At 40.1% G+C, this 21,362-nt stretch carries 17 protein-coding genes and 3 pseudogenes; 9 read left to right on the plus strand and 11 right to left on the minus strand.

Annotated elements, in window-relative coordinates; translation table 11 throughout:
- Positions 1 to 17: 17 nt before the first annotated feature.
- The 3 genes and pseudogenes from ADICYQ_RS06060 to ADICYQ_RS06070 all read right to left on the minus strand — a co-directional run bounded on the left by ADICYQ_RS06060 (position 18) and on the right by ADICYQ_RS06070 (position 2,466).
- The gene (locus tag ADICYQ_RS06060; RefSeq protein WP_020889163.1) at positions 18 to 509 is read right to left on the minus strand and encodes a ZIP family metal transporter; all 492 of its coding nucleotides are present in this window, start codon (positions 507 to 509) and stop codon (positions 18 to 20) included.
- Between the two features lie 100 nt (positions 510 to 609).
- Positions 610 to 1,701: an Ldh family oxidoreductase gene (locus ADICYQ_RS06065; RefSeq protein ID WP_020889164.1), complete on the minus strand. Its 1,092-nt coding sequence runs from the start codon at positions 1,699 to 1,701 to the stop codon at positions 610 to 612.
- Positions 1,702 to 1,837: 136 nt separating this feature from the next.
- Positions 1,838 to 2,466, minus strand: a pseudogene (locus ADICYQ_RS06070) (3-keto-disaccharide hydrolase).
- A 290-nt stretch (positions 2,467 to 2,756) separates the two neighbouring features.
- Here ADICYQ_RS06070 and ADICYQ_RS06075 point away from each other — a divergent pair.
- From ADICYQ_RS06075 to ADICYQ_RS28305, 7 genes are all read left to right on the plus strand, one after another.
- Complete coding sequence (locus ADICYQ_RS06075) at positions 2,757 to 3,140, plus strand: TraR/DksA family transcriptional regulator (protein ID WP_020889167.1); 384 nt, start codon at positions 2,757 to 2,759, stop codon at positions 3,138 to 3,140.
- Between the two features lie 2 nt (positions 3,141 to 3,142).
- A complete protein-coding gene (gene scpB / locus ADICYQ_RS06080; protein WP_081652304.1) occupies positions 3,143 to 3,703 on the plus strand; it encodes an SMC-Scp complex subunit ScpB in 561 nt (186 codons plus the stop codon).
- Between the two features lie 129 nt (positions 3,704 to 3,832).
- Positions 3,833 to 4,105, plus strand: coding sequence for a hypothetical protein (locus ADICYQ_RS28295; RefSeq protein ID WP_020889169.1), 273 nt, complete (start codon positions 3,833 to 3,835; stop codon positions 4,103 to 4,105).
- 101 nt (positions 4,106 to 4,206) lie between these two features.
- Positions 4,207 to 4,872: a pseudouridine synthase gene (locus ADICYQ_RS28300; RefSeq protein ID WP_235114422.1), complete on the plus strand. Its 666-nt coding sequence runs from the start codon at positions 4,207 to 4,209 to the stop codon at positions 4,870 to 4,872.
- Between the two features lie 61 nt (positions 4,873 to 4,933).
- On the plus strand, positions 4,934 to 5,215 hold the full coding sequence (locus ADICYQ_RS06095; RefSeq protein WP_020889171.1) for a DUF427 domain-containing protein: 282 nt from the start codon (positions 4,934 to 4,936) through the stop codon (positions 5,213 to 5,215).
- A gap of 6 nt (positions 5,216 to 5,221) precedes the next feature.
- Positions 5,222 to 6,364 carry an FAD-dependent oxidoreductase gene (locus ADICYQ_RS06100; protein ID WP_020889172.1) on the plus strand — a complete coding sequence of 381 codons (1,143 nt, stop codon included), beginning with the start codon at positions 5,222 to 5,224 and terminating at the stop codon, positions 6,362 to 6,364.
- On the plus strand, positions 6,361 to 6,603 hold the full coding sequence (locus tag ADICYQ_RS28305) for an oxidoreductase dimerization domain-containing protein (RefSeq protein WP_020889173.1): 243 nt from the start codon (positions 6,361 to 6,363) through the stop codon (positions 6,601 to 6,603). The genes ADICYQ_RS06100 and ADICYQ_RS28305 overlap by 4 nt, the downstream gene beginning before the upstream one ends.
- Positions 6,604 to 7,069: 466 nt before the next feature.
- On the opposite strand, the gene ADICYQ_RS06105 is transcribed toward ADICYQ_RS28305, so the two are convergent.
- The 6 genes and pseudogenes from ADICYQ_RS06105 to ADICYQ_RS06130 form a co-directional block, all read right to left on the minus strand.
- Positions 7,070 to 7,474, minus strand: a complete 405-nt coding sequence (locus ADICYQ_RS06105) for a group III truncated hemoglobin (RefSeq protein WP_020889175.1) — start codon at positions 7,472 to 7,474, stop codon at positions 7,070 to 7,072.
- Positions 7,475 to 7,480: 6 nt separating this feature from the next.
- Positions 7,481 to 7,828: a cupin domain-containing protein gene (locus ADICYQ_RS06110; protein ID WP_020889176.1), complete on the minus strand. Its 348-nt coding sequence runs from the start codon at positions 7,826 to 7,828 to the stop codon at positions 7,481 to 7,483.
- A 482-nt stretch (positions 7,829 to 8,310) separates the two neighbouring features.
- A pseudogene (locus tag ADICYQ_RS06115) lies at positions 8,311 to 9,776 on the minus strand (glycine--tRNA ligase).
- A 41-nt stretch (positions 9,777 to 9,817) separates the two neighbouring features.
- Positions 9,818 to 12,655, minus strand: a complete 2,838-nt coding sequence (locus ADICYQ_RS06120; protein WP_040414750.1) for a PVC-type heme-binding CxxCH protein — start codon at positions 12,653 to 12,655, stop codon at positions 9,818 to 9,820.
- Positions 12,656 to 12,658: 3 nt separating this feature from the next.
- Positions 12,659 to 13,513 carry a sugar phosphate isomerase/epimerase family protein gene (locus tag ADICYQ_RS06125; RefSeq protein WP_040414751.1) on the minus strand — a complete coding sequence of 285 codons (855 nt, stop codon included), beginning with the start codon at positions 13,511 to 13,513 and terminating at the stop codon, positions 12,659 to 12,661.
- Between the two features lie 7 nt (positions 13,514 to 13,520).
- The gene (locus ADICYQ_RS06130) at positions 13,521 to 15,233 is read right to left on the minus strand and encodes a PQQ-dependent sugar dehydrogenase (protein WP_040414752.1); all 1,713 of its coding nucleotides are present in this window, start codon (positions 15,231 to 15,233) and stop codon (positions 13,521 to 13,523) included.
- Between the two features lie 578 nt (positions 15,234 to 15,811).
- Here ADICYQ_RS06130 and ADICYQ_RS06135 point away from each other — a divergent pair.
- The gene (locus ADICYQ_RS06135) at positions 15,812 to 18,238 is read left to right on the plus strand and encodes a TonB-dependent receptor (RefSeq protein WP_020889184.1); all 2,427 of its coding nucleotides are present in this window, start codon (positions 15,812 to 15,814) and stop codon (positions 18,236 to 18,238) included.
- A 106-nt stretch (positions 18,239 to 18,344) separates the two neighbouring features.
- Here the strand turns inward: ADICYQ_RS06135 and ADICYQ_RS06140 are convergent, their stop codons facing one another.
- Together ADICYQ_RS06140 and ADICYQ_RS06145 are read right to left on the minus strand one after the other, a co-directional pair.
- On the minus strand, positions 18,345 to 18,947 hold the full coding sequence (locus ADICYQ_RS06140) for a DNA-3-methyladenine glycosylase I (protein WP_040414753.1): 603 nt from the start codon (positions 18,945 to 18,947) through the stop codon (positions 18,345 to 18,347).
- 146 nt (positions 18,948 to 19,093) lie between these two features.
- Positions 19,094 to 19,759 carry a Tll0287-like domain-containing protein gene (locus ADICYQ_RS06145; protein WP_020889186.1) on the minus strand — a complete coding sequence of 222 codons (666 nt, stop codon included), beginning with the start codon at positions 19,757 to 19,759 and terminating at the stop codon, positions 19,094 to 19,096.
- 479 nt (positions 19,760 to 20,238) lie between these two features.
- Here ADICYQ_RS06145 and prfA point away from each other — a divergent pair.
- Positions 20,239 to 21,315, plus strand: a pseudogene (gene prfA, locus ADICYQ_RS06150) (peptide chain release factor 1).
- Positions 21,316 to 21,362 lie beyond the last annotated feature (47 nt).

A 21,362-nucleotide genomic window follows, 5' to 3' on the forward strand; every position in this document is an offset into this window, starting at 1 on the left:
TACTATGCCTGAAAAACTTAAAAAAAGAAAATAACAAGGGTTTTACGGATAGTAAAACCGCTCTGAACCAAACCCCTAAATGAATTAAACGCTTCTGGAAGATTTTGCAAACCTATAATGACAGCCAGAAGTGTTGCCATTTTCGGATTTATTGCGAAAGTGGCCCCTAAAGCAATGGATTCCGGCACAAAGTCCATCATCATCGCCAATAATGTCGCAACTTGTCCACCTTTTTTTGCTAAATACCAATCAATGAGCATAAATAAAATCGCTCCAAATAGGAAGGTACCAACCAAGGGAAACAATTCCAGTTCTTCCATTCCTTGTGGTACCAACACCAAGGCCAAGGCTGATAATATTATTCCTGCACCAAAGGACATCAGCGCATGGATAATCTCATATTTAATTGGCTTTTCTTTGATATGATGGTTAAAATAATTCGCCAATAATCCTCCAATAAATACTGTAATTCCTGAAAACCCTGAGAAGAGAATAATTTTTAGCAGCATTAAACAAAGTTAATTTATCCACTGAATTTCAATAGAATAAAATCAAAAAAAATCGAAACCAGACCAAAAAAGGACACAAAGACTGTGCGGTTATAGGTGTTTATAAAGGCAAAGGCACATTACAAGACCGCGAAATGGTTTTTAACTGGCCCATAATAATTGGATGAATAGGAATCCCTTCTTTCATTCTGATGGAATAAGCTTCTCGTTCAGGATCTCCAGGCACTAACACTTTGGCAGCCCCTTCTACAGCTTCGGCATTCCTCATTGTAACAATCCAATGGTCCATACTTTTTTTGAAGTCTGTCAAGTCCCTAAATCCTTCTATGTCCCAGGCGGTAAAAAAATGGCCAATTCCTTTCCCTACCTGTATTTCAGGCATAGAGGAGTTGATTGCAAAAGGAGTAGCAAAGGGACCCCAGTTGGCACCACTAAGGACTGCACATAAAATATCAACTGCTCCTGCCAGACAATAACCTTTGTGGCCAGAGCCTTCTTTTGTGCTCCCTAAAGGCAACAAAGCCCCATCATCGATCATTTCATCAGGACTGCTTGTAGGTCGGCCATTTTTATCAAGACACCAACCCAAAGGCACTTTTTCTCCTTCCCTTTGGGCAATCTCCACTTTTCCATAGGCCACGGTGCTACTGGCAAAATCAATGACTACTTCTGGCTCCTTAAAAGATGGAAATGCAAAGGCAACTGGATTTGTACCCAGCATTTTTTCCTTTCCATTAAATGGGGCTACTCCTTTTGTAGTATTGGTCATGGATAAGCCAATAAAATCTTCCTTCACAGCCATTAATGGATAATAACCTGCCGCTCCATAATGATTGGTGTTGCAAACAGCTATGGATCCTGACCCGTGTTGATGTGTTTTCTCTATTGCCAAATCCATGCATTTAGGCCCTACGACCAATCCCAAACCATTGTCACCATCTATTGTGGCAACAGCATGTTTTTCTCTGATTACTTTAAGCTTTGGCCTTGGATTTACCCTCCCGGCTTTAAGCAAATCGAAATACGTTTTTAGTCTGGCTACACCATGAGAATCTATACCATGTTCATCACTGTAGGCCAATACATCTGCTGCCAAAGCAGCCTCATCAACAGGAACATTAAGGGACTTAAAAACCCTTGTGATAAATTCTCTAAGGGCCAGGTGATGGATATGGATATACGTTTTGGGCATTGCTATTTGGTTAAAGATGAGCCAGATTATAACTTTAAAATGAATTCAGAATAGGACAAAACAAAAACATCCGGCTAACCTAATGGTCAGCCGGATGCTATAACTTGTATCTAAATAGGAATTGAATTATCCCCCATTAAGGCAATGGTTTAATCATGATATCTTTGTAATAAATCAAACTTTTAGGATCATGGGCTTGGAGCGCAATTGTTCCATGGCTTAGTCTTTTACCACTGTCACCAATTTCTCCTCTATCCGTTTTCTCATTGAACTCATTGACCACTTTACCGTTTATTTTAACGGTAATGTTATCCCCTTGCACAATGATGTGCTGGGTATACCATTCGTTATCTTTTACATATGTTTCTTTTACATCCTTAAAGCTATAAACACTTCCGGTTTTTCTCCAGTCACCTTGTGTTTGGTTAACCTGTATTTCATAACCTTTGCTCGGCCAATCATCTTTTTTAATTCTGTGTGAACAAAAATACCTGAATTGGCTCCGGGCATGGTTTTCACCTGCATTTTTAACTCGAAGTTCTTAAAGTCATGTTTTTTATATTTGCCAGTATAAAACATGTGAGCCCGGGGGCCTTCCACTTTCACCACACCATCTTCAATACTGAATGAATCAGGATTTTCGCTGAAAGACCAACCTTTAAAAGATTTTCCATCAAAAAGCTCCTTCCAACCTTTATCTGCCTTCTGGGCAGAAACATTTAAGGAGATAAATGCACATATAACAATTGCTATGATTCTTTTCATTAGGTATATTTTGGATTATTATTGTTTAAGCGTTCAAATTAATACTTTCTTAGGGATATTTCAAGTAGATAAAGTGAATCCCAATTCATTTTTTTTCAACTAAATTATTCCAAACAATTTGATAGCAGAATGAGAAAAAAGGAAATAAAAAAGACAATTTTCTCTCTATCATCACTTCTTTTAAAATTAAATTAACTTAGAAAGTAATTACATAACAGTATCCTAAAAAATAAAATTTTTGATTTCAGATTACTCAGAGTAATTTAGAGAAATTTTTAAAGTAATGTTTTATGAGCCAGGTAGAAAAAACCAGTTATTCCAAGGATGAGCTTTTGGAATTTGAATCGCTTATTAATGAAAAACTGACAATCGCTAAAGATGAATTATCTCAGCTAAAGCGTTCACTCAGCAAACAAAATGACGGTGGGACTGAAAACACAGCATCCACTTCAAAATTGCTGGAAGATGGGGCAGATACGTTGGAAAGAGAAAACTTGAGCCAGTTAGCTGCCAGGCAGCAGAAATTCATTATCAATCTCGAAAATGCTTTAAGGAGAATAAAAAATGGCACTTACGGCGTTTGTGTAGATACAGGTAAACTTATCAGTAAAGAGAGGTTACGAGCTGTTCCACATACAATGCACAGTATAGAAGCAAAACTAGGTAAAAAATAACAGTGGATTATTTACCCCGCCATATTGAAGCCCTGGTGTTTTGTTCTGGGGAACCTCTGGGAATACAGGAAATTCAAAAATGTCTTGCAGAAATGTTTGAGACTGAAATTCCTATGGCCCATCTTGAGGAAGCCTTAGAGGTGTTGACCCAAAAATACACCTCTGAGGATTATTCTTTCAGTTTGGAAAAAATAGCTAGGGGCTATCAATTTTTAACGAAACCAGCTTACCTGAGCAGTGTAGCAATCCTACAAAAACACCAGTCTCAAAAACGACTTTCCAATGCCCAATTGGAAACCCTGGCAATAATTGCCTACCGCCAACCGATAACAAAATCGGAAATGGAGCAAATCCGAGGAGTTAATTGTGATTATTCTGTCCAAAAACTACTCGAAAAATCCTTGGTCGCCATCAAAGGTAAATCTGAAGGACTGGGTAGACCAATAATTTATGGTACCAGTCCAAAATTCATGGAATATTTTGGCATCAACGACCTAAGTGAACTCCCACAACCTAAAGATTTTAAGGCTGAAGACAACGAAATAGGAAATCAAACCGATTGATTTTAAATTTCTATGTTATTTATCCCTTAAATAACACTAAATTTGCACCCGCTTTAAAAAAGGGCAATGCACCTAATAATTAAGCGTTTACATTAGCTTATATTAATACAGCAGAGATGCTGCAAGACTATGAAAAAATTCAATAATAAAACTGGAGATTCTTCCAAAAAATCATGGGGAGACAAAAAAGAGCCAGGAAAACGAACTTCCTATTCGAAAAAAAAGGACCCCACTGACAAAACGCCTGAAGAAAAAAGCGAATACAAAGGCAGAGGGCGTAACCAAAAACCCATTTTTGGGAAGGTTGAAGACAAGAACAGAGCGAAAAAACCTTTTAAAAACCATTTTCACCTCTTAAGGCTGGTAAAAATAAAGCAGAAGCCCAACCTGTATACAACCTAAAAACAATCCAAAAAACGTCTCAAACGGATTCGGATGAAATTAGACTTAACAAATTCATTGCCAATGCAGGCATCTGTTCCCGAAGAGATGCAGACAAACTCATTGAAAAAGGAGAGATTTCTGTTAATGGGAGTGTAGTAAAAGAAATGGGGTATAAGGTACTTCGAAAAGACAGGGTGGAATACAAAGGTAAATCCATCCGTCCCGAAAAGCCCGTTTACATATTACTTAATAAGCCAAAGGATTTTATCACTACAACTGATGATCCATTTGAGCGGAAAACGGTCATGCACTTGGTTGAAAATGCTTGTGAAGAGCGTCTTTTCCCAGTAGGAAGATTGGACAGAAACACCACAGGTCTATTGCTTTTCACTAATGATGGAGAACTTTCAGCTAAACTCACTCACCCTTCTTATGAGATCAAGAAAATCTATCAGGTAACCTTGGACAAACCCATAGGGAAAAATGATGTTGATGCTATACTGGAAGGTGTAACGCTGGAAGATGGCCTCACTGAGGTAGATGACCTTCAAGTGCTTTCCAAGGACAGGATGATTTTAGGCATTGAAATTCACTCAGGCAAAAACAGAATTGTTAGAAGAATTTTCGCTCACTTTGGATATGAGGTAAATGGACTGGACAGGGTAACCTTTGCTGGATTAAGCAAAAAAGACATCCCAAGAGGGAATTATCGGTTCTTAGATGAAAAAGAGGTAATTAATCTCAAATTTTTAAATAAAAGAAAAAGTAAAAAGCGACCTATATAGGTCGCTTTTTTTGTTTCTAGCACGGATTTGGCTATATTATTTTAAAATAAATCCTAGCAATATGAAAGCCATCTGGAAAGGAAAAATCCTCGCTGAGTCCAATGAGACTGTTTTTTTGGAAAACAATCACTATTTCCCTAATGAATCATTGAACAGGGAATTTTTCGAAATATCTCAAACCACTTCTGATTGCCCCTGGAAAGGAAGGGCAAACTATTATCACATTCGCATAGGAGAGGATACCAACCGCGATGCGGCCTGGCATTACCCCGCTCCTAAGGAAGCTGCCAAAGAAATCAAAGATTACGTAGCTTTTTGGAAAGGGATAGAGATTAAAGAATAGACGTGTATGAAGAAATACGATGCTGTCATCATTGGTGCTGGGCAATCTGGTATGCCTTTGGCAAAAAAAATTAGCGCAAAAGGGCTGAAAGTGGCTCTCATTGAAAAGAGAGTCATTGGAGGAACTTGTATCAATGATGGGTGTTCCCCCACCAAAACCATGGTGGCCTCTGCCAGGGTTGCGCATCTTGTAGGCAGAGCAGGGGATTATGGGGTAAATGTCAAGGAATTCTCGATAGATCAGAAAACCATCAAAGCCCGCAAAAACCATATTGTCAACACTTTTCGAGGCGGAGCAATCAAAGGCCTTGAAAAAGCAGAAAACATAGACATTATCCTTGGAAAAGCTACTATAAAAGGATCGAACAGTATTATCATAGTAAGAGAAGGTCAAAATGACCTTGAAATTAAAGGAGACAAAATCTTCATCAATACCGGTTCTTCCCCTTTTATCCCTGAGATTGAAGGGTTAAAAGGAACCCCTTACCTGACCAGCACCAGCATTATGGAGCTTGAGGAAACACCCAGGCATCTGATTATATTGGGTGGGGGTTATATTGGGCTGGAATTTGGTCAGATGTTTAACAGATTTGGTAGCAAGATCACCATTATTGACAAAGCTCCAAGACTGGTACCAAAAGAAGACAAGGACGTCTGTGAGGAAATTTCAAAGATTTTTGCTGAAGATGAAATTACCAGCCACTTGGATACCTCGGTTACTAAGATAAATTTCGAAAACAATCAATTTAAAGTTCACCTGGAAGGAAAATCAGGAACTAAAACTGTGGAAGGGACTCATTTATTGGTAGCTACCGGAAGGAAACCAAACAGCAATGATTTAGGTCTTGAACCACTCGGGGTTAATCTAAGCAAGAAGGGGCATATAGCAGTAAATGATATCTTTGAAACCAGTGTACCAAATATCTATGCATTGGGTGATGTTGCCGGTTCACCACCTTTCACTCATATGGCTTATAATGATGCGCACATTGCCTTTAGAAGTATCTATGAAGGGGATAAGGATATCTCATCAAAGGACAGACTGCTTCCTTACTGTGTTTTTATTGATCCTCAATTGGCAAGAATTGGAATCAATGAGCAAGAGGCTATAAAGAAAATATCCCATATAAAATTGGCAAATTTTTCATGAAGCATGCTGGCAGAGCGCTGGAAACGGATGAAACAAGTGGTTTTTTCAAAGTAATTGTGGATCCTGAAAGCAAGCAAATTCTGGGTGCTACGATTTTAAGTTTAGATGGAGGAGAGGTCATGGCGGTACTACAGATGGCCATGGTAGGTAAGGTGACCTATGATAAAATTCAAAACCTTCCCATTGCACATCCTACCCTGGCAGAAAGCCTGAATAGTCTAATGATGCAAATAAAGTAATCCTATATTTCCAACCAATTGTTTTAATGATGGTTAGTACTGCATTCCCGTAGAAATCCCCCCTTTATCCCACTTGTCAAGTGGGATTCTAGGTAAATGAAATTTTCTTGCTAAACTGCCGGCGGCTGAGCGGAGTCGAAGCCATAGGGTAACGTGATCATAATGCCTACCCCTTCGGCTCCGCTCTGGAACCGGTTATATGGCTGGCGTTATGAAAACAGGCATCCTATTGAAAAAGCACCACGTTTTCGTAATAATCCCTCCCGGCGCTGTAGTGACAGGCACTTTGCCCCTTGTCAATGTGAAGTTGCGGCAAAAGTTGTTTTAATGTTGAATTGCTAAACTGCCGGCGGCTGAGCGGAGTCGAAGCCATAGGGTAACGTGATCGTAACGCCTACCCCTTCGGCTCCGCTCAGGGTCCGGCCAATTATCCTAGGTAATGGCAGTACCATTGCAAATTCAGGGTTTAACCCTCTTTGACAGCTTCAGGCCTTTTGTTCCATATGGCCATAAACTGGAAATGGGCCATCCTTCTGGCGGACTCTTTGGCTTTATCAGCCAATTCTCCATTATACAACTCATCTATTGTTTCAAACCATAACTGCAGCCAGATTCCAAAATGCTTTTGCTCTACGGTATGATTTAAATTTTTGTCCACATTGATATGTTTGAGCGTAGGGTTTCCTTTAAATTTAGCAATGCCAAAAAGATTCGTTTCCCAGAAATCAGTTAGCTTTTCCAAGTGTTCTGGCCACCTTTCTTCCTCAATGTGGCCATTGAAAATGGGACCCAAAACTTCGTCTTTTCTGATTTTTGCATAGAATGCGTTTACCAGAACATTGATGTCTTTGCGGTTTTCAATTGGTTTCATCAGGCTTTATTTATTTGATTCCTTTACTACATTTTCTACACGTTCTACCTGATCCGATTTTGAAAGGGTCAAGCGAACCACACTGTCTTTTATGGCGGTCAGGTCATGTGGGATATTTCCTTCTAAGGCCACAATACCTCCACTTTTAAAATTGTGTACTTCTCCTTCAGCCCCAAAGTCAATCTCTCCCTCCAAGACCTGAACCACAATCGGGAAATTGGTCTTATGCTCTTTCATTACCTGGCCTTCCTTCAATAGAATGCGTATTTCTTTGGAGAACGGAGATTCCAAAATGACTTTGGTACTGATCTTATCTCCAAATTGTAAATCTTCATTAAATGATGCAACTTCCATATTATCTGTACTTTAAATTCAAACTTAACTTATTTATCAATACATTTTAAAGGTACCTAAACTCACTCGAATAATAAAGGATAAAACTATCTTTTATTATTCTATAGGTATTACAATTTCCATTTAAAATACGTTCATTTTTTAGTTATTTTTTCGCTTAAAACAGGATTTTCAGAAACTGACGTTCACCTAATAACCCCTCCCGACTCTGTCGGGACAGGCTCTACGCCCCTTTGTCAAGTGTGAGTTGCGGTAAAAGGCATTTTATTGCTGAATTGCTAAACTGCCGTTGGATGAGCAGAGTCGAAGCCTTAAGTTGACGTATCCATTATACCTACCCCTTCGGCTCCGCTCAGGGTCCGGTTTAGCAAGCTGACTCTATGAAAAGGGGTATTAAATTAATACAGGAAATCCGATTAGGAATCAACAAAAAAAGACCGGCTGTTGGGCCGGTCTTTTTTTGCTTGTGAAAAAATTGAAAATTATATTTTCTCGAATACATTTCTGAAACTACAAGCCGCAGCAAGCCTGCCTTGCAAATCAGCAATTGGCACACGCTCCTGTTCGGTGGTATCTCTGTGACGTATGGTTACCGTATCATCTTCCAATGTCTGGTGATCTACTGCAATACAAAACGGGGTTCCAATTAAATCCTGTCTTGTATAACGTTTCCCTATCGATCCAGCTTCATCATAGACAATATTGAAATCATATTTCAACTCATCAAATATTGTTTTGGCTTTATCAGGCAAGCCATCTTTCTTTGTCAATGGCAGAATTGCTGCTTTAACCGGAGCCAAGGCAGGATGTAGCGCAAGGTAAGACCTTGACTTTTCTCCAACTTCCTCAGTTTTAAGGGCATTGCAAAGGGTCATCAAAAACAATCTATCTGCTCCAATAGAAGTTTCGACTACATATGGTATGTAATTCTGATTGATCTCTGGATCAAAGTACTGTTGTTTCTTTTTGCTGAACTCCTGATGCGCTTTCAGGTCAAAGTCTGTTCTGGAGTGAATCCCTTCCACTTCCTTGAAACCAAAAGGAAACTGGTATTCTATATCCAAAGCAGCATTGGCATAATGTGCCAGCTTCTCATGGTCATGTCTTCTTAGTTTTCTTCAGGAATCCCCAAAGCCTTGTGCCAGCTCATACGCGTATCAGCCCAGTGCTTGTACCATTCCAATTCAGTACCAGGCCTAACAAAGAATTGCATCTCCATTTGCTCAAATTCCCTCATTCTGAAAATAAATTGTCTGGCAACAATTTCATTTCTAAAGGCCTTGCCTATCTGTGCAATACCAAAAGGAACTTTCATTCTGGCCGTCTTCTGCACATTCAAAAAGTTCACAAATATACCTTGAGCCGTTTCTGGTCTAAGGTAAATGGTGCTTGAATCTTCTGATACGGAACCCACTTGGGTTGAAAACATAAGGTTGAATTGCCTTATTTCTGTCCAGTTGGTGGTTCCACTTACAGGGCAGGTAATGTTTTCTTCAATTAAAAATTCGCGAAGTGCTGTAAAATCTTCTTTCTCCAACAAACTTCCCATGGTAGCCAAAAGACTATTGGCTTTCTCCTGGTTGCCTTCGTTTTCATATCCAGCAGCCTTTTCTTCTATCAGTACATCTGCCCGATAGCGCTTTTTACTGTCTTTATTGTCCACCATCGGATCATTGAAACTATCCACGTGGCCGGAAGCTTTCCAGGTAGTAGGATGCATAAATATTGCCGCATCTAATCCAACGATATTGCCGTTTAGACGGGTCATGGATTCCCACCATAACCTTTTAAGGTTGTTCTTTAACTCTACCCCATAAGGCCCGTAATCATACACGGCCTGAAGCCCATCATAAATTTCAGATGAAGGGTAAACAAACCCATACTCTTTGGCATGGGCAATGATATCTTTTAGCAAGCCGCTTTCCTGCTTTTGTCCTGATTTTGCCATAGGCGCAAAATTAAGCAAAAACCTATACTCTACAAGGTTTTTCAGTTACTGGTATTGTTTTGCATCAGGAAAGCTGCAATATCTGCGATATCTTGTGCCTTAAGTTGCATTTCAGAAGGGCCCGGCATCAGACTAATGGGAAGTTGTTTTCTGGTAAGCACCAGTTCTGCTGGCAAAACATGTCTTTGCCCTTGAAAATCCAGAACCGTGACCACTGGCCCTGATGATTGTAGCAAACCTAAAAGTACAGCTCCATTCTTTAGTGCAATTAAATAAGCTTCCGAACCAAAGCCTATGGCAGCATCAGGTTGCGCAATGGCATTGACCAATGTTGGGTAATCCATTTTTTGTCCGATTTGACTCAGGTCTGGACCAATTTCATTGCCTGAGGAAGCAATTCTGTGGCAGGCAGCACAATTCTGAATGGCTTTTACCTTCCCTGCTACAGGGTCTTTGCCAAGGGATAAAATTTCTTCTTCAACAATTGCTGCATCCTCTCCAAAATAATGCCTCAATAACTTAAGCACCGAGGGCCTTTTTTCATCCTTATTAACAGCTGAAAAATCTAAATTATAATTTTTAAATACACCTTCTGCCCCCATTAAAGCCAAATGAAGTCTACCCGAAGGATTTTCCGCCAATTGAGTTAATGCAAGTTGCTTTTGTTCCTGATTGGTCAAACTATCTTTCAGTTGCCCTTTTAATGCCAATAAGTTGGGCTGAGCATCAGGTAAAACAATTGGAGCCTCCCAATCTTGCAGAAAAGCGCTCCACTCATTGTATTTTCTGAATTGAAGCCACCATTGGGCTTTTTCTCCAAGTACCCCTTCCATATCAGCTGCTGTTTTTACAGCCTCCACTGCTTCTTTTTCGAAAATAAAAGCCAGTGTTTCCAAAGCCAGGTCTCGTTCTTCAATTTCTAAGTTCTCATTCTCCAATCTGGCCTTCAAGGCAGGGATTGCAGCTTTGGGATGCCACTCCCATACCAAAGAGGCAATTTGAGGAGACCATTTTGCCGGATCCATTGTAGCCACATTGGCCAAGTAATAGGTTTCAGCATTGTCCCTCATTCCTATTCCCAATGCATTTCTGTACCAAGGATCCGTCCCATCGTATGCTTTGATTAACTCTTTATAGATTTCAGAAGATTTACCCCAGTCTTCCTCTCTGAGTAATAAGGCCAGTTCTCTTTTAATCAATGGAGAACCTTCCTTTGCAATCCTCAACGCTTCGTCGAGCAAGCGCTCTGGAGCATTGGCTGACAAGGCTCTAAGCGTGGTCAATACTATTTCCTGATTGGGGTCTTTTAGCAAAGGCAAATTTGAATTGATCCCTTCTGCTCCCATGCCTGCCAGCGTCCAGATCGCTCTGGCCCTGAAAAAGGGATTACTATCATTTTGAATGATGTTTACAAGCTGAGGAAAAACAGCGGCACCTTGTTCTTTTAACTTCTGCATGGCAAAAGCACGCACATGAACCGCTGGATTTTTTAGCGCAGCCAACTGACCTTCTGTAGTCGTAAAATCTATTTTTGGAAGTGTTAACTTTTTATCCTTTGGTACAATGCGGTAAATTTTCCCTTCACCCACTGTGTCTCTCATTTGATGGCCTCCCACGATAGGGTCATACCAATCTGCGATGAACAATGAACCGTCAGTGCCTACTGTAGCATCGCTTGGCCTGAACCATTTTCGGGTATCTTCCTCCACCTGGTGCCAAATATAACTAGTATTGTCCTTGTCAACTGAGGAAACAAAGGCTTGTCTATCTTGAAGGGGATAACCGGAGCCTATTACTTCAGGATTATAGCCAAACACAATATTTCTCCCTGCATCAGCACTTAATAATAGCCCTCTATATTGCTCTCCTAGTTCATCACCTTCAATCCTCACCATCCCAGTAGGTGAACCTGCCCCATACACATCGCCTACAGGCAAAATCCCTGGATCATGTTGGTGCCAATGTGCCTCAGCTATTGTTTGACCTGGTCTTCTATCAGCTTGCCATGTTCTATTACCTTTCTCACTGAAATATCCTGCGTTGCTTCCCTCCATCAACCAGGTAGTTCTACAGGAAGCTGTCTGGTCATCGTTGTCACTTTGCCACATATTGCCATAAGAATCCACCGCAACTTCAAATGCATTTCTGAAATTATGCGACACTACCTCCATACCAGTACCATCGGGATTGATTCTTATCACCAAGCCACCATTGTAAATTTCTCCATCATCACTGATTTGTGAAGGAACATTCTCTGTGCTGTAAGGGGTAAATTCATTGTATACGCTACCTGAGCGAAGGGTCCAGCCATCTTTTCCTTCCACTTTATGTGGCCCTGCATTTCCGGTAATAAAATACCACTTTCCATCTGGCCCAAGCTGTCCTGCATGTAGGCCATGGTCATGGTCTTTTCCTCCAAATCCTGTTAAAAAAATCTCTTTGCTATCTGGAATATCATCTCCATCTTCGTCAGTATAGATGATAACATTTGGAGAGCAGGACACCACTACTTGGTTGCCAAGCACAGCAATACCCAAAGGGCTTCTCAGCAAGGTGTCTTGAACAAAAACCTTTGAAGCATCTGCTTTGCCATCTCCATTGGTATCCTCAAGGATCATTACGCGGTCGCCTTTGTCCTGCACCTTGTGGCCATCAGCATTCCGGAAATCTCTGTAGTTAACTCCTTCAGTGATCCATACTCTTCCTTTGGCATCCACATCCATGTTGGTAGGATTAAAGAATAGGGGACTTTCGGCCCATACACTTACCTCCAATCCTTCAGGAACAAATAAAAGAGGTGGTTCTTCCTGTTGGTTGCGGGTATTGCAGGAAAACAATCCCACGAATAAAATACTGCAACAGACCAACCACTTTACCATTTTTTAGGATTTCATAAGTTGTGAAACAAAATTCAGATTTTTTCTATAAGCTGGGAGTACCTCCATCCCCTTAGGAATGGCGCCCTCCATTATGCACCAACCTTTATAACCAATTTTATCCAGTCTCACTTTTACTTTTTCAAAATCCACCTTTCCCTGGCCAAGCAGCTGCCCATTTTCTTTAAAGTGAATTTCACAGATATTTTCAGTTCCTAAGAGGGCTATTTCTTTAAAAATATCATAACCCATTTCTGTAGCATTGGCCAGGTCATAATAGACCTTTACGTGGGTAGAACCTACTGCTGCTAAAATCTCAAGATGTTCTTCCGCAGAAAGCCAGGATTCAATTCCTAAAACCACATTGGCCTTTTCTGCCTTGGGAGCTACTTTCTTTAATCTACGAATCACTTCAGCTTTACCGGCAGGATCATTTCTCAGGTCTCCGGCTGAGAAAAATGCCAACAAGACATTTTTACAACCCAAAGCCTTGGCTACATCAATGCTGTCTGAAACCCAAACCTCGGTTTCAGGAGCAGATTTATAAGGTACCCGGTTGAGCTCCCCTATTGCCAATCCGGCAATTTTTACTTTGGCTTCCTTTGCTGCCTTCAGGTAAATTTGCTGCATCTCTTTTTGCCTGAGGTGCATGTCATTGGCAACATTCCCTAAGCTCACCTGAACACCATCAAGGCCAATTTCTTTGGCCAATTTAAAGGCATCAGGATCTGAGGCTTTACCAATAGACCAGTCGCAGGCACCAATCCTAAACTCCTGTTTAATGCGAAAATCAATCCCCATGAATGGGGCAAAGACGAACACAGTACCAAGTGTTAGGATGGTTTCCCTTCTGCTGATCATAGTCACTCTATTTTTTTACACTTGCCATTTTATAAACTTTCCCATCTGCTTTGGTAAAAAGATACATTTCTCCACTGGCATCTTTGCCAAATCGGAGGTCTACCCTTCTACTTCCAGCCAATTTTTCAAGGGGAATAGATACTCCTTTATATTCAATTGTCCATTCATAAATAGGCGCCTGTTTGCCGACTTCAAGATCAGCTATATTTACATAAAATAGTCTCCCTCTGGTTATGTCTCCAAAAAGATATTTTCCATTCAAGCCAGGTACTTCTGTTCCAGTATATTCGAAACCACCTGAAATTGCATTCCCTTCATCGTGGTCATACATGGCTACGGGATAAGAAAACCCAAAGGAATTCTCATTTTCAGGCAAGGGAAAAACCATGTTAGAATCGTCTTCTGGTTTTAACCTAAAAGTACCCTCTCTTACAGGCCAACCATAATCATCTCCAGGTCGAAGCATGTAAAGGGATTCAATTTGTCCCTGACCTATATTGGAAACAAGAATTTCCCCCGTTTTAGTCCAGGTAATTCTATGTGGATTTCTAAAGCCATGGGCGTAGATCTCTGGCATCCAGCCTTTGTCATTACCTACGAAGGGATTGTCTTCAGGGATTCCGTATTTACCATTGCTACTGTTATTTCCTAGTGGATCGATCCGGTAAACGGCCCCCCAAGGTTGGGTAGGCCCATGGGAAATCCATGCATGTCCCCTTCCCTCAGAACCACCATCACCTATACCTATAAAAAGCAAGCCGAAATCCTTGTCTCCTTTTTTGGCATATGGGTTGAAAGCAATCTCTTGCATTCCGTGAATAGCAGAAGCCATATCTATCCTGAAAAGCTCTCTGTGTTCAGTAGTATTGAGAGGAACTTCTAGTGGATCATTTGTTTTCCATTCAGTCACTACCCACTGCATATCGCTTTTGATGCTATCCCCAAATGCAAAATCAGCTGGAATTGTATGTGGTTTTTCTGTGTGATTGGTATAAAACAATCCGTTTTCTTCAAAATCAGGATGAAAGGCAAAACTTCCAAAGCCTGTGGCCAGACCAGGTTGATTTATAAAGTCAGGCATTTCTTGCTCCATATCCAGGTACAATTTGGTTTCCCCTCCTTCCATCAGGTACATCTTTCCCCGTAAATCCAGCATGTACATGTCCTTGGTTATCGGGTGATAATCCATTTTGGCAATTCTAGTCAAAGGCTTTTTATCTGCGGAAGCAGGAATGGTGCTGATCAATTCCAGGTTGACAACCAGGTCAGACATGGGTATTTTTTCTGGAATTGGGTTTCCTATAGAATCCAATACCGCTTCTAAATTCTCCGCCGGTGCTTCATGCTGGTGCATATAGGCAATGATATTGTCTATATCATCTTCTTCTAAATGGCTAAAGGAAGGCATATAGGTTTTGTATCTTTCAAAAGCTAAACGTGCCCTTTCATCCCCATTGTCAATCATTTCGGCAGGATTTTCAATAAAAGAGCGCATCCAATCAAGTGGCTGTTCCTTTGTAATACCGCCTAGATGTGGTCCGATACCGTTTTTCTTAAAGGAGTGGCAACTGCTACAATTTGCCTGGAATAAATTTTCTCCGGCCTCAAGGCTGGTTTGATCCATGGGAATCAATTCTTCCAAAGGCTTGTCCTTAGAACTACATGACCAACAAAAAGCTGTAATAAACAGGAGAAACAAGAGGTTATTAAATGGGTTCATAGATTAATGGTACTGTCAAAATGCGATTTAATCAATTAAAATACGGAGCCAATCTACTTTATTATCGTTATATAAAAAAAATCTTATTTATCAATGGCTGAAATAAATCCTTTTTCAGCCTATTATTTGTTCATTTTTCACAAGAGGAGCTTACCACACGGGTTGGAATAGGCCAAACCCCAATGGTTCTTGCATCAAAACTCCTACCTGGCCAGATTTCACCAATAGTATAGGAGGAGTTTGGATTTGCTCAATCCGAGTAAAGGTGACCATGATGCGGCTTGTTTTAAGCATCCTATCCATCACACCAAATCAAAGTAAGGAGACAATGCTATAATCATACTATTTAGGTGATACTCCATGAGTTATTGGTGAAAAAATTATTTTAAGCCATGGTGAAAAATTGTTTTCAATTACTTGCCTATTATTTTTCCAGGTCTGAGAATCGAGGGGTAATCACAATTTTTAGTAACTAAAGCTTATCCCTATCAATTAGTTAGAACATTCATGTAAAAAAGCCGACTTCCTTCAAGGTGATTTTTTATATTTGCCTCTATTTAATATACCAAAATATCCTCATGAAGAATATCAACCTTTTATTCCTATTTCTAATCTTTTTGGTTTCCCAACCAACTTTCTCACAATCGGACAACTTTGGTGAAATTCAAGGAAAAGTGATAGACGGGGACGGAGGGGCCCCTTTAGGCTTTGCCACTATAAGTGTTTTTTCTCTAGAATCAGAAAGCAGAAAACTCATCAATGGCGGTATCACTTCAGAGGATGGTAGTTTTAACATATCTCTTCCTCAAGGCACATTCGATGTTTTAGTAGAATTTATGGGCTATAAGGCTTCAGAATTAAATGAAATAACCATCAATCGGGAAAACCGAAAACGAATTCTTGGGGAAATTAGCCTATCAGCAGACGCAGAGAATTTAGATGAAGTCGTTGTGCAGGGTGAAAAAACATTAATGGAATTATCGCTAGACAAACGAATTTTCAATGTTGGTAAAGACCTGTCTAATGCCGGAAGAACTGCTAATGATGTTTTAATGAATTTACCTTCAATTTCAGTAGACCCTGAAGGAGGGGTTAGCTTAAGAGGTTCAAGCAATGTGCGGATCCTTGTGGATGGAAAGCCTTCTGGTCTGGTTAGTTTCAAAGGCAGTAGTGGGCTTCAGCAATTACCAGCAAGTATGATTGAGACGGTAGAGGTAATCACCAACCCTTCTGCTCGCTATGAAGCCGAAGGAATGGCAGGAGTAATCAATATCATATTGAAAAAAGAAAACACCCAAGGTTTTAATGCCTCTTTTGAAGGTACCGTCGGAAATCCTGACAACTTCGGCCTGGCAGCAAACCTTAATTACCGACACAAAAAGATCAACTGGTTTGTCAATTACGGTGTAGCTTATAAAAAGACCCCAAGGGAAGGCACTATCATGCAAGAAGTTAGCAATGAGGACACCACTTTTTATTCGCATCAATCTACCACTGGAACAGTAAGTGGAATCAATAACAACATCCGTGCTGGCTTAGATTACTACTTTAATGAAAATAGTATACTGACAGGATCCTACCTTTGGAGACGCAGTGATTCAAGAAGACTGACCGACATTAGATACAATGACTATGAAGTTGAAGGGGGGGCTTTACAAAGCTACACCCTCCGCACGCAAGATGAAGATGAAAAAGAACCCAATTCAGAATTTAACCTGGCGTACAAGCGAAGTTTTGAGCAAAGCGGTCATGTTTTAACTGGTACCATTACTTATCTTGACTATTGGGAAAATTCTGATCAGGTCTACACACAAAATGGGTATTCCCCAGAAGGAACGGCCCTTCCGGAGACCTCTTTTTATCAAACAGCGATAAACGACGAATTTGACAGGCAATGGCTATTCCAGTTGGATTACACAAAACCAATTGGCAAGGAAGGTAATTTTGAAACTGGATTTAGAAGTAGCTTTAGAAATATGAAAAATGATTTCATCGTGAGCCAAAGGTTAGAGTCAGGTGGTTTTGAAGCCCTACCAGGATTAGATGACATTTTCCTATACGATGAAAACATTCAAGCAGCTTATGCTATTTTGGGTAACAAACATGATAAATTCTCTTATCAAGGAGGGGTGCGGGCTGAATACACAGATGTGACCACTACCTTAATTACTTCAAATGAGATTAACCCTCGAGATTACGCCAATCTCTTTCCTTCCGCACACCTAACCTATAACCTAAGCCAAGATGATGCTTTCCAAGTGAGTTACAGCAGAAGGATTAGAAGGCCGGTTTACAACGACCTAAGTCCTTTTATGACCCTTTCTGATGCTCGTAATTTTTTCAGTGGAAACCCTGACCTTAATCCTGAATATACAGATGCCTTTGAATTAGGGCATATTAAATACATGGACAAGGGGTCCATATTTTCAACTGTTTACTACAGGGATACAAAAGATAAAATCGAAAGGATAAGAAGTGTAGATGCAGAAGGAAACTCAACAACCCTTCCTGAAAACCTCATTGGCGAGAAATCCATGGGCTTTGAATTCACTACTGATTATATCCCCGTAGAGTGGTGGAAATTAGATGCCAACTTTAATTTATTCTATGCCAAAATTGACGGAAGTAATGTTCTAGACACCTATACTGCAGACACCTATTCCTGGTTCACCAGGCTTACCTCCAGATTTACTTTTGCCAATGGCTTGGACCTTCAAGTTCGAGGAAATTATGAAGGAAGAAGAAAAGTAGCCCAAGGAGTACAAAAAGCCACAGCCTTTATGGACCTGTCAGCAAGTAAAGATATAATGAAGGGAAGGGGCACATTGATTTTTAATGTTTTGGACGTGTTTAATTCCAGAAGAAACCGTTACATATTCGAAGGACCAGGATTTACGACTGTTGGCGATGTATTTCCAAGAAAAAGGCAAATCAACCTTACCTTAAATTATAGAATCAAACAATCAAAAGCCCAGACAAAATCTGACTTAATGGGCGGAGAATAATAACTTTCTACCTCAGGTCTTGCGGAAAGCATGACCTGAGGTAGAAAATAAAAAGCAGCCCGGTGGCTAAAGCCGATGTGATTCTGCCATTTATTTACCCAGTGATTTATTTGGCCATTCGTTTCACCTCCTGATGGCGAAAACAATGGACCAAGTGATCATTGACTATTCCCGTGGCTTGTAAATGTGCATAAACAGTAGTACTTCCTAAAAATTTGAATCCATACCTTTTCAGTTCTTTGGCGACTGTATTGGACAGGTCCGTTGTTGCCGGAACTTCCCCCATACTATTCCATGCATTTTGTACCGGTTTTCCATCGACAAAATCCAGCATAAAACCTGTAAAGGTTCCGTATTTCTCCTGAACCTCCATAAATCTTCTGGCATTGTTGACCGCAGCTTCAATTTTTAATCGGTTACGGACAATGTTTGGATCGGTAATAAGGTTGGCTATTTCCTCTTCAGAAAAATCAGCCACTTTCCGGTAATCAAAATCCTTGAAGGCCTTTGCATACCCATGCCTTTTCTTAAGAATAGTCGACCAACTTAGGCCTGCCTGGGCACTTTCCAATACCAAAAACTCAAAGTGCGTCCTGTCACTATATACAGGGACTCCCCATTCTTCGTCGTGGTATCTGATATAATCCTCAAACCCTAGACACCATGGACAACGAAATTTTTGCGTTTGATCATGCTTATAATCGCTCATGTTATTCCAGAATTTATGGTAAACTAAAATACAATACTACCTTAAGTTTCACGATTATTTGATTGATAAAAGTAACCCTTTATCAACCAATCTTGCAATCTACATTGTCTTCAATTATAACGTAGATTATTTATCCGGCCATACTTCTAAATATCTTTTATTACTTCCTTTTTAGGCAACGCTATACTCCACATGCCTCTTAAATCTCCTACTTTATAATTAATGGCTTTGTCTTCCGGGTACAAACTTTGAATTTTTTCTAAAGTTGACTCTTTTATATCCGTTCCTGGTGCCCCGTGGCAATTAAGGCAAAGGCCGTTCGGAATTGTAATCGCTTTAGTATACAATAAGACCTGTCCATCTTCTAATTTCTGAATATTAGGGGGATTCTCCAGGCCATTGTCTTGATTATAGGCATAAGCACCTAATAATTCCTTTTCTTTTTCATTGGGACTGTTTTTTGAATTTCGGTTTTTGACAGACACCCTTCTGATATTGACATTGTATTTGTCTGCGACTTTTTTGGTAATCTCTAAGGCCTCTATATTACAAAAACCCACAGCGTTTTCAGGTCCATTTTCTTGAATGGCTTTTTGCAAAACTCCCATAAGTGCTTTTTGGGCTTCCATGCTAATTTCATTCCCCCACTCCATTGCGTGTTCTGTAATTTCCGCTTCCCCCAATTTTTTTACTTCATTGGATTTATTCACTTGATCTACGAGATCACGGTTGATTTTTTTACCGTCATTACAACTCCCTACTCCTAGAGCCAAGAGTAGCCCAAATGAAAACAATAAATATTTCATCTTCATAATCAAATCAATTTAGTTTTACTATTAAATATAAGGACTATTCGGTTAAAAAGATTCATAAAACATAAAAACACAGAGCCGCTGTGACTATTTGTTTTAAAAAGCGCACAGGATGATCAATAGGGCAGCTTTGGTGATTTCAAAGGGAAATCCTCTTGATTCCATAGCCATGCTTAAACCGAGACCTGTAAAAAAAATCCTTCTTCATTAAGAAAGAAATTGCTAATAAACAAGACGAAGTTATAATATCAATTTCATTCACAATGTGTGATTAGTCGATTGATAATTAATCAAGTAACCTATGGGGCCAAAATAACCTTTATGAAGACTTATGACTAAGACAAAAGTTATACAAGTTTATCGTTTTTAGATTTTAGCTAATTCTAAAGGCCTTTTTTGGATGACTTCAGTATAAAAAATTTCTGTGTCGGGTATTCATCAACAATAATGCTTAATTTTGCCCTCCAAATACAAGAACCATGCTGGACAAACTGGAAGCAATAAAAGATAGATTTGAGGAGGTTGCACAACTTATCATTCAACCGGATGTTATGAGTGACATGGGTAACTACACCAAACTGTCTAAAGAATATAAGGACCTGGAGAAAGTAGTTACGGCCTACGACAGCTATCGCTTGACGCTCGATAATATTAATAGCACCAAGGCAATACTGGAAAAAAGAGAAAGATCCGGAATTCCGGGAGATGGCTAAGATGGAATGGGAGGAATTGAAAAATAAAAAGATGAGATGGAGGAAGATCTCCGCAAAATGCTTATCCCAAAAGATCCCAATGACTCCAAAGATTGTATTCTTGAAATTAGAAGTGGAACAGGTGGAGATGAAGCAGCCATTTTTGCTGGAGACCTTTTCAGGATGTACCAAAGGTTTTGTGAAAAACAAAACTGGAACCTTACAGTACTTGATTTGACTTTTGGTACCTCTGGTGGCTACAAGGAAATTATCAGCTCTGTATCTGGAGCAGATGTATATGGCATGCTCAAATATGAATCAGGTGTACATCGTGTCCAGCGAGTTCCAGCTACTGAGACCCAAGGGAGAGTGCATACCTCTGCCGCAACTGTTGCCGTTTTGCCAGAAATGGAAGATGTAGATGTGGAGATAGACATGAATGAAGTAAGAAAAGACACTTACTGTTCCTCTGGGCCTGGTGGTCAATCAGTAAACACGACCTATTCGGCTGTAAGGTTAACCCATGAACCCTCAGGAATAGTAGTTACTTGCCAAGATCAGAAGTCACAAATCAAGAACTTTGAAAAAGCACTCAAAGTATTAAGATCAAGGATATATGAGATTGAATTGGCCAAACACAATGAGGCCGTAGGGGCTCAAAGAAAATCCATGATTGGGAGTGGGGACAGATCAGATAAAATCCGCACCTATAATTACCCACAAAGCAGGGTCACAGATCATAGAATAAATAAAACTGTCTATAACCTTCCAGAAGTAATGGAAGGCAGTATTGAAGACTTTATTGGTGCCCTTCGTTTTGCGGAAAATGCAGAAAAAATGAAAGGTGGGGGAATGGAAGATTAAAAAATCCACGATTTTTAAATCTCTATGCTTACACTTCCCTAATCAAA

The organism is Cyclobacterium qasimii M12-11B (assembly GCF_000427295.1).
GTDB classification, from domain to species: domain Bacteria; phylum Bacteroidota; class Bacteroidia; order Cytophagales; family Cyclobacteriaceae; genus Cyclobacterium; species Cyclobacterium qasimii.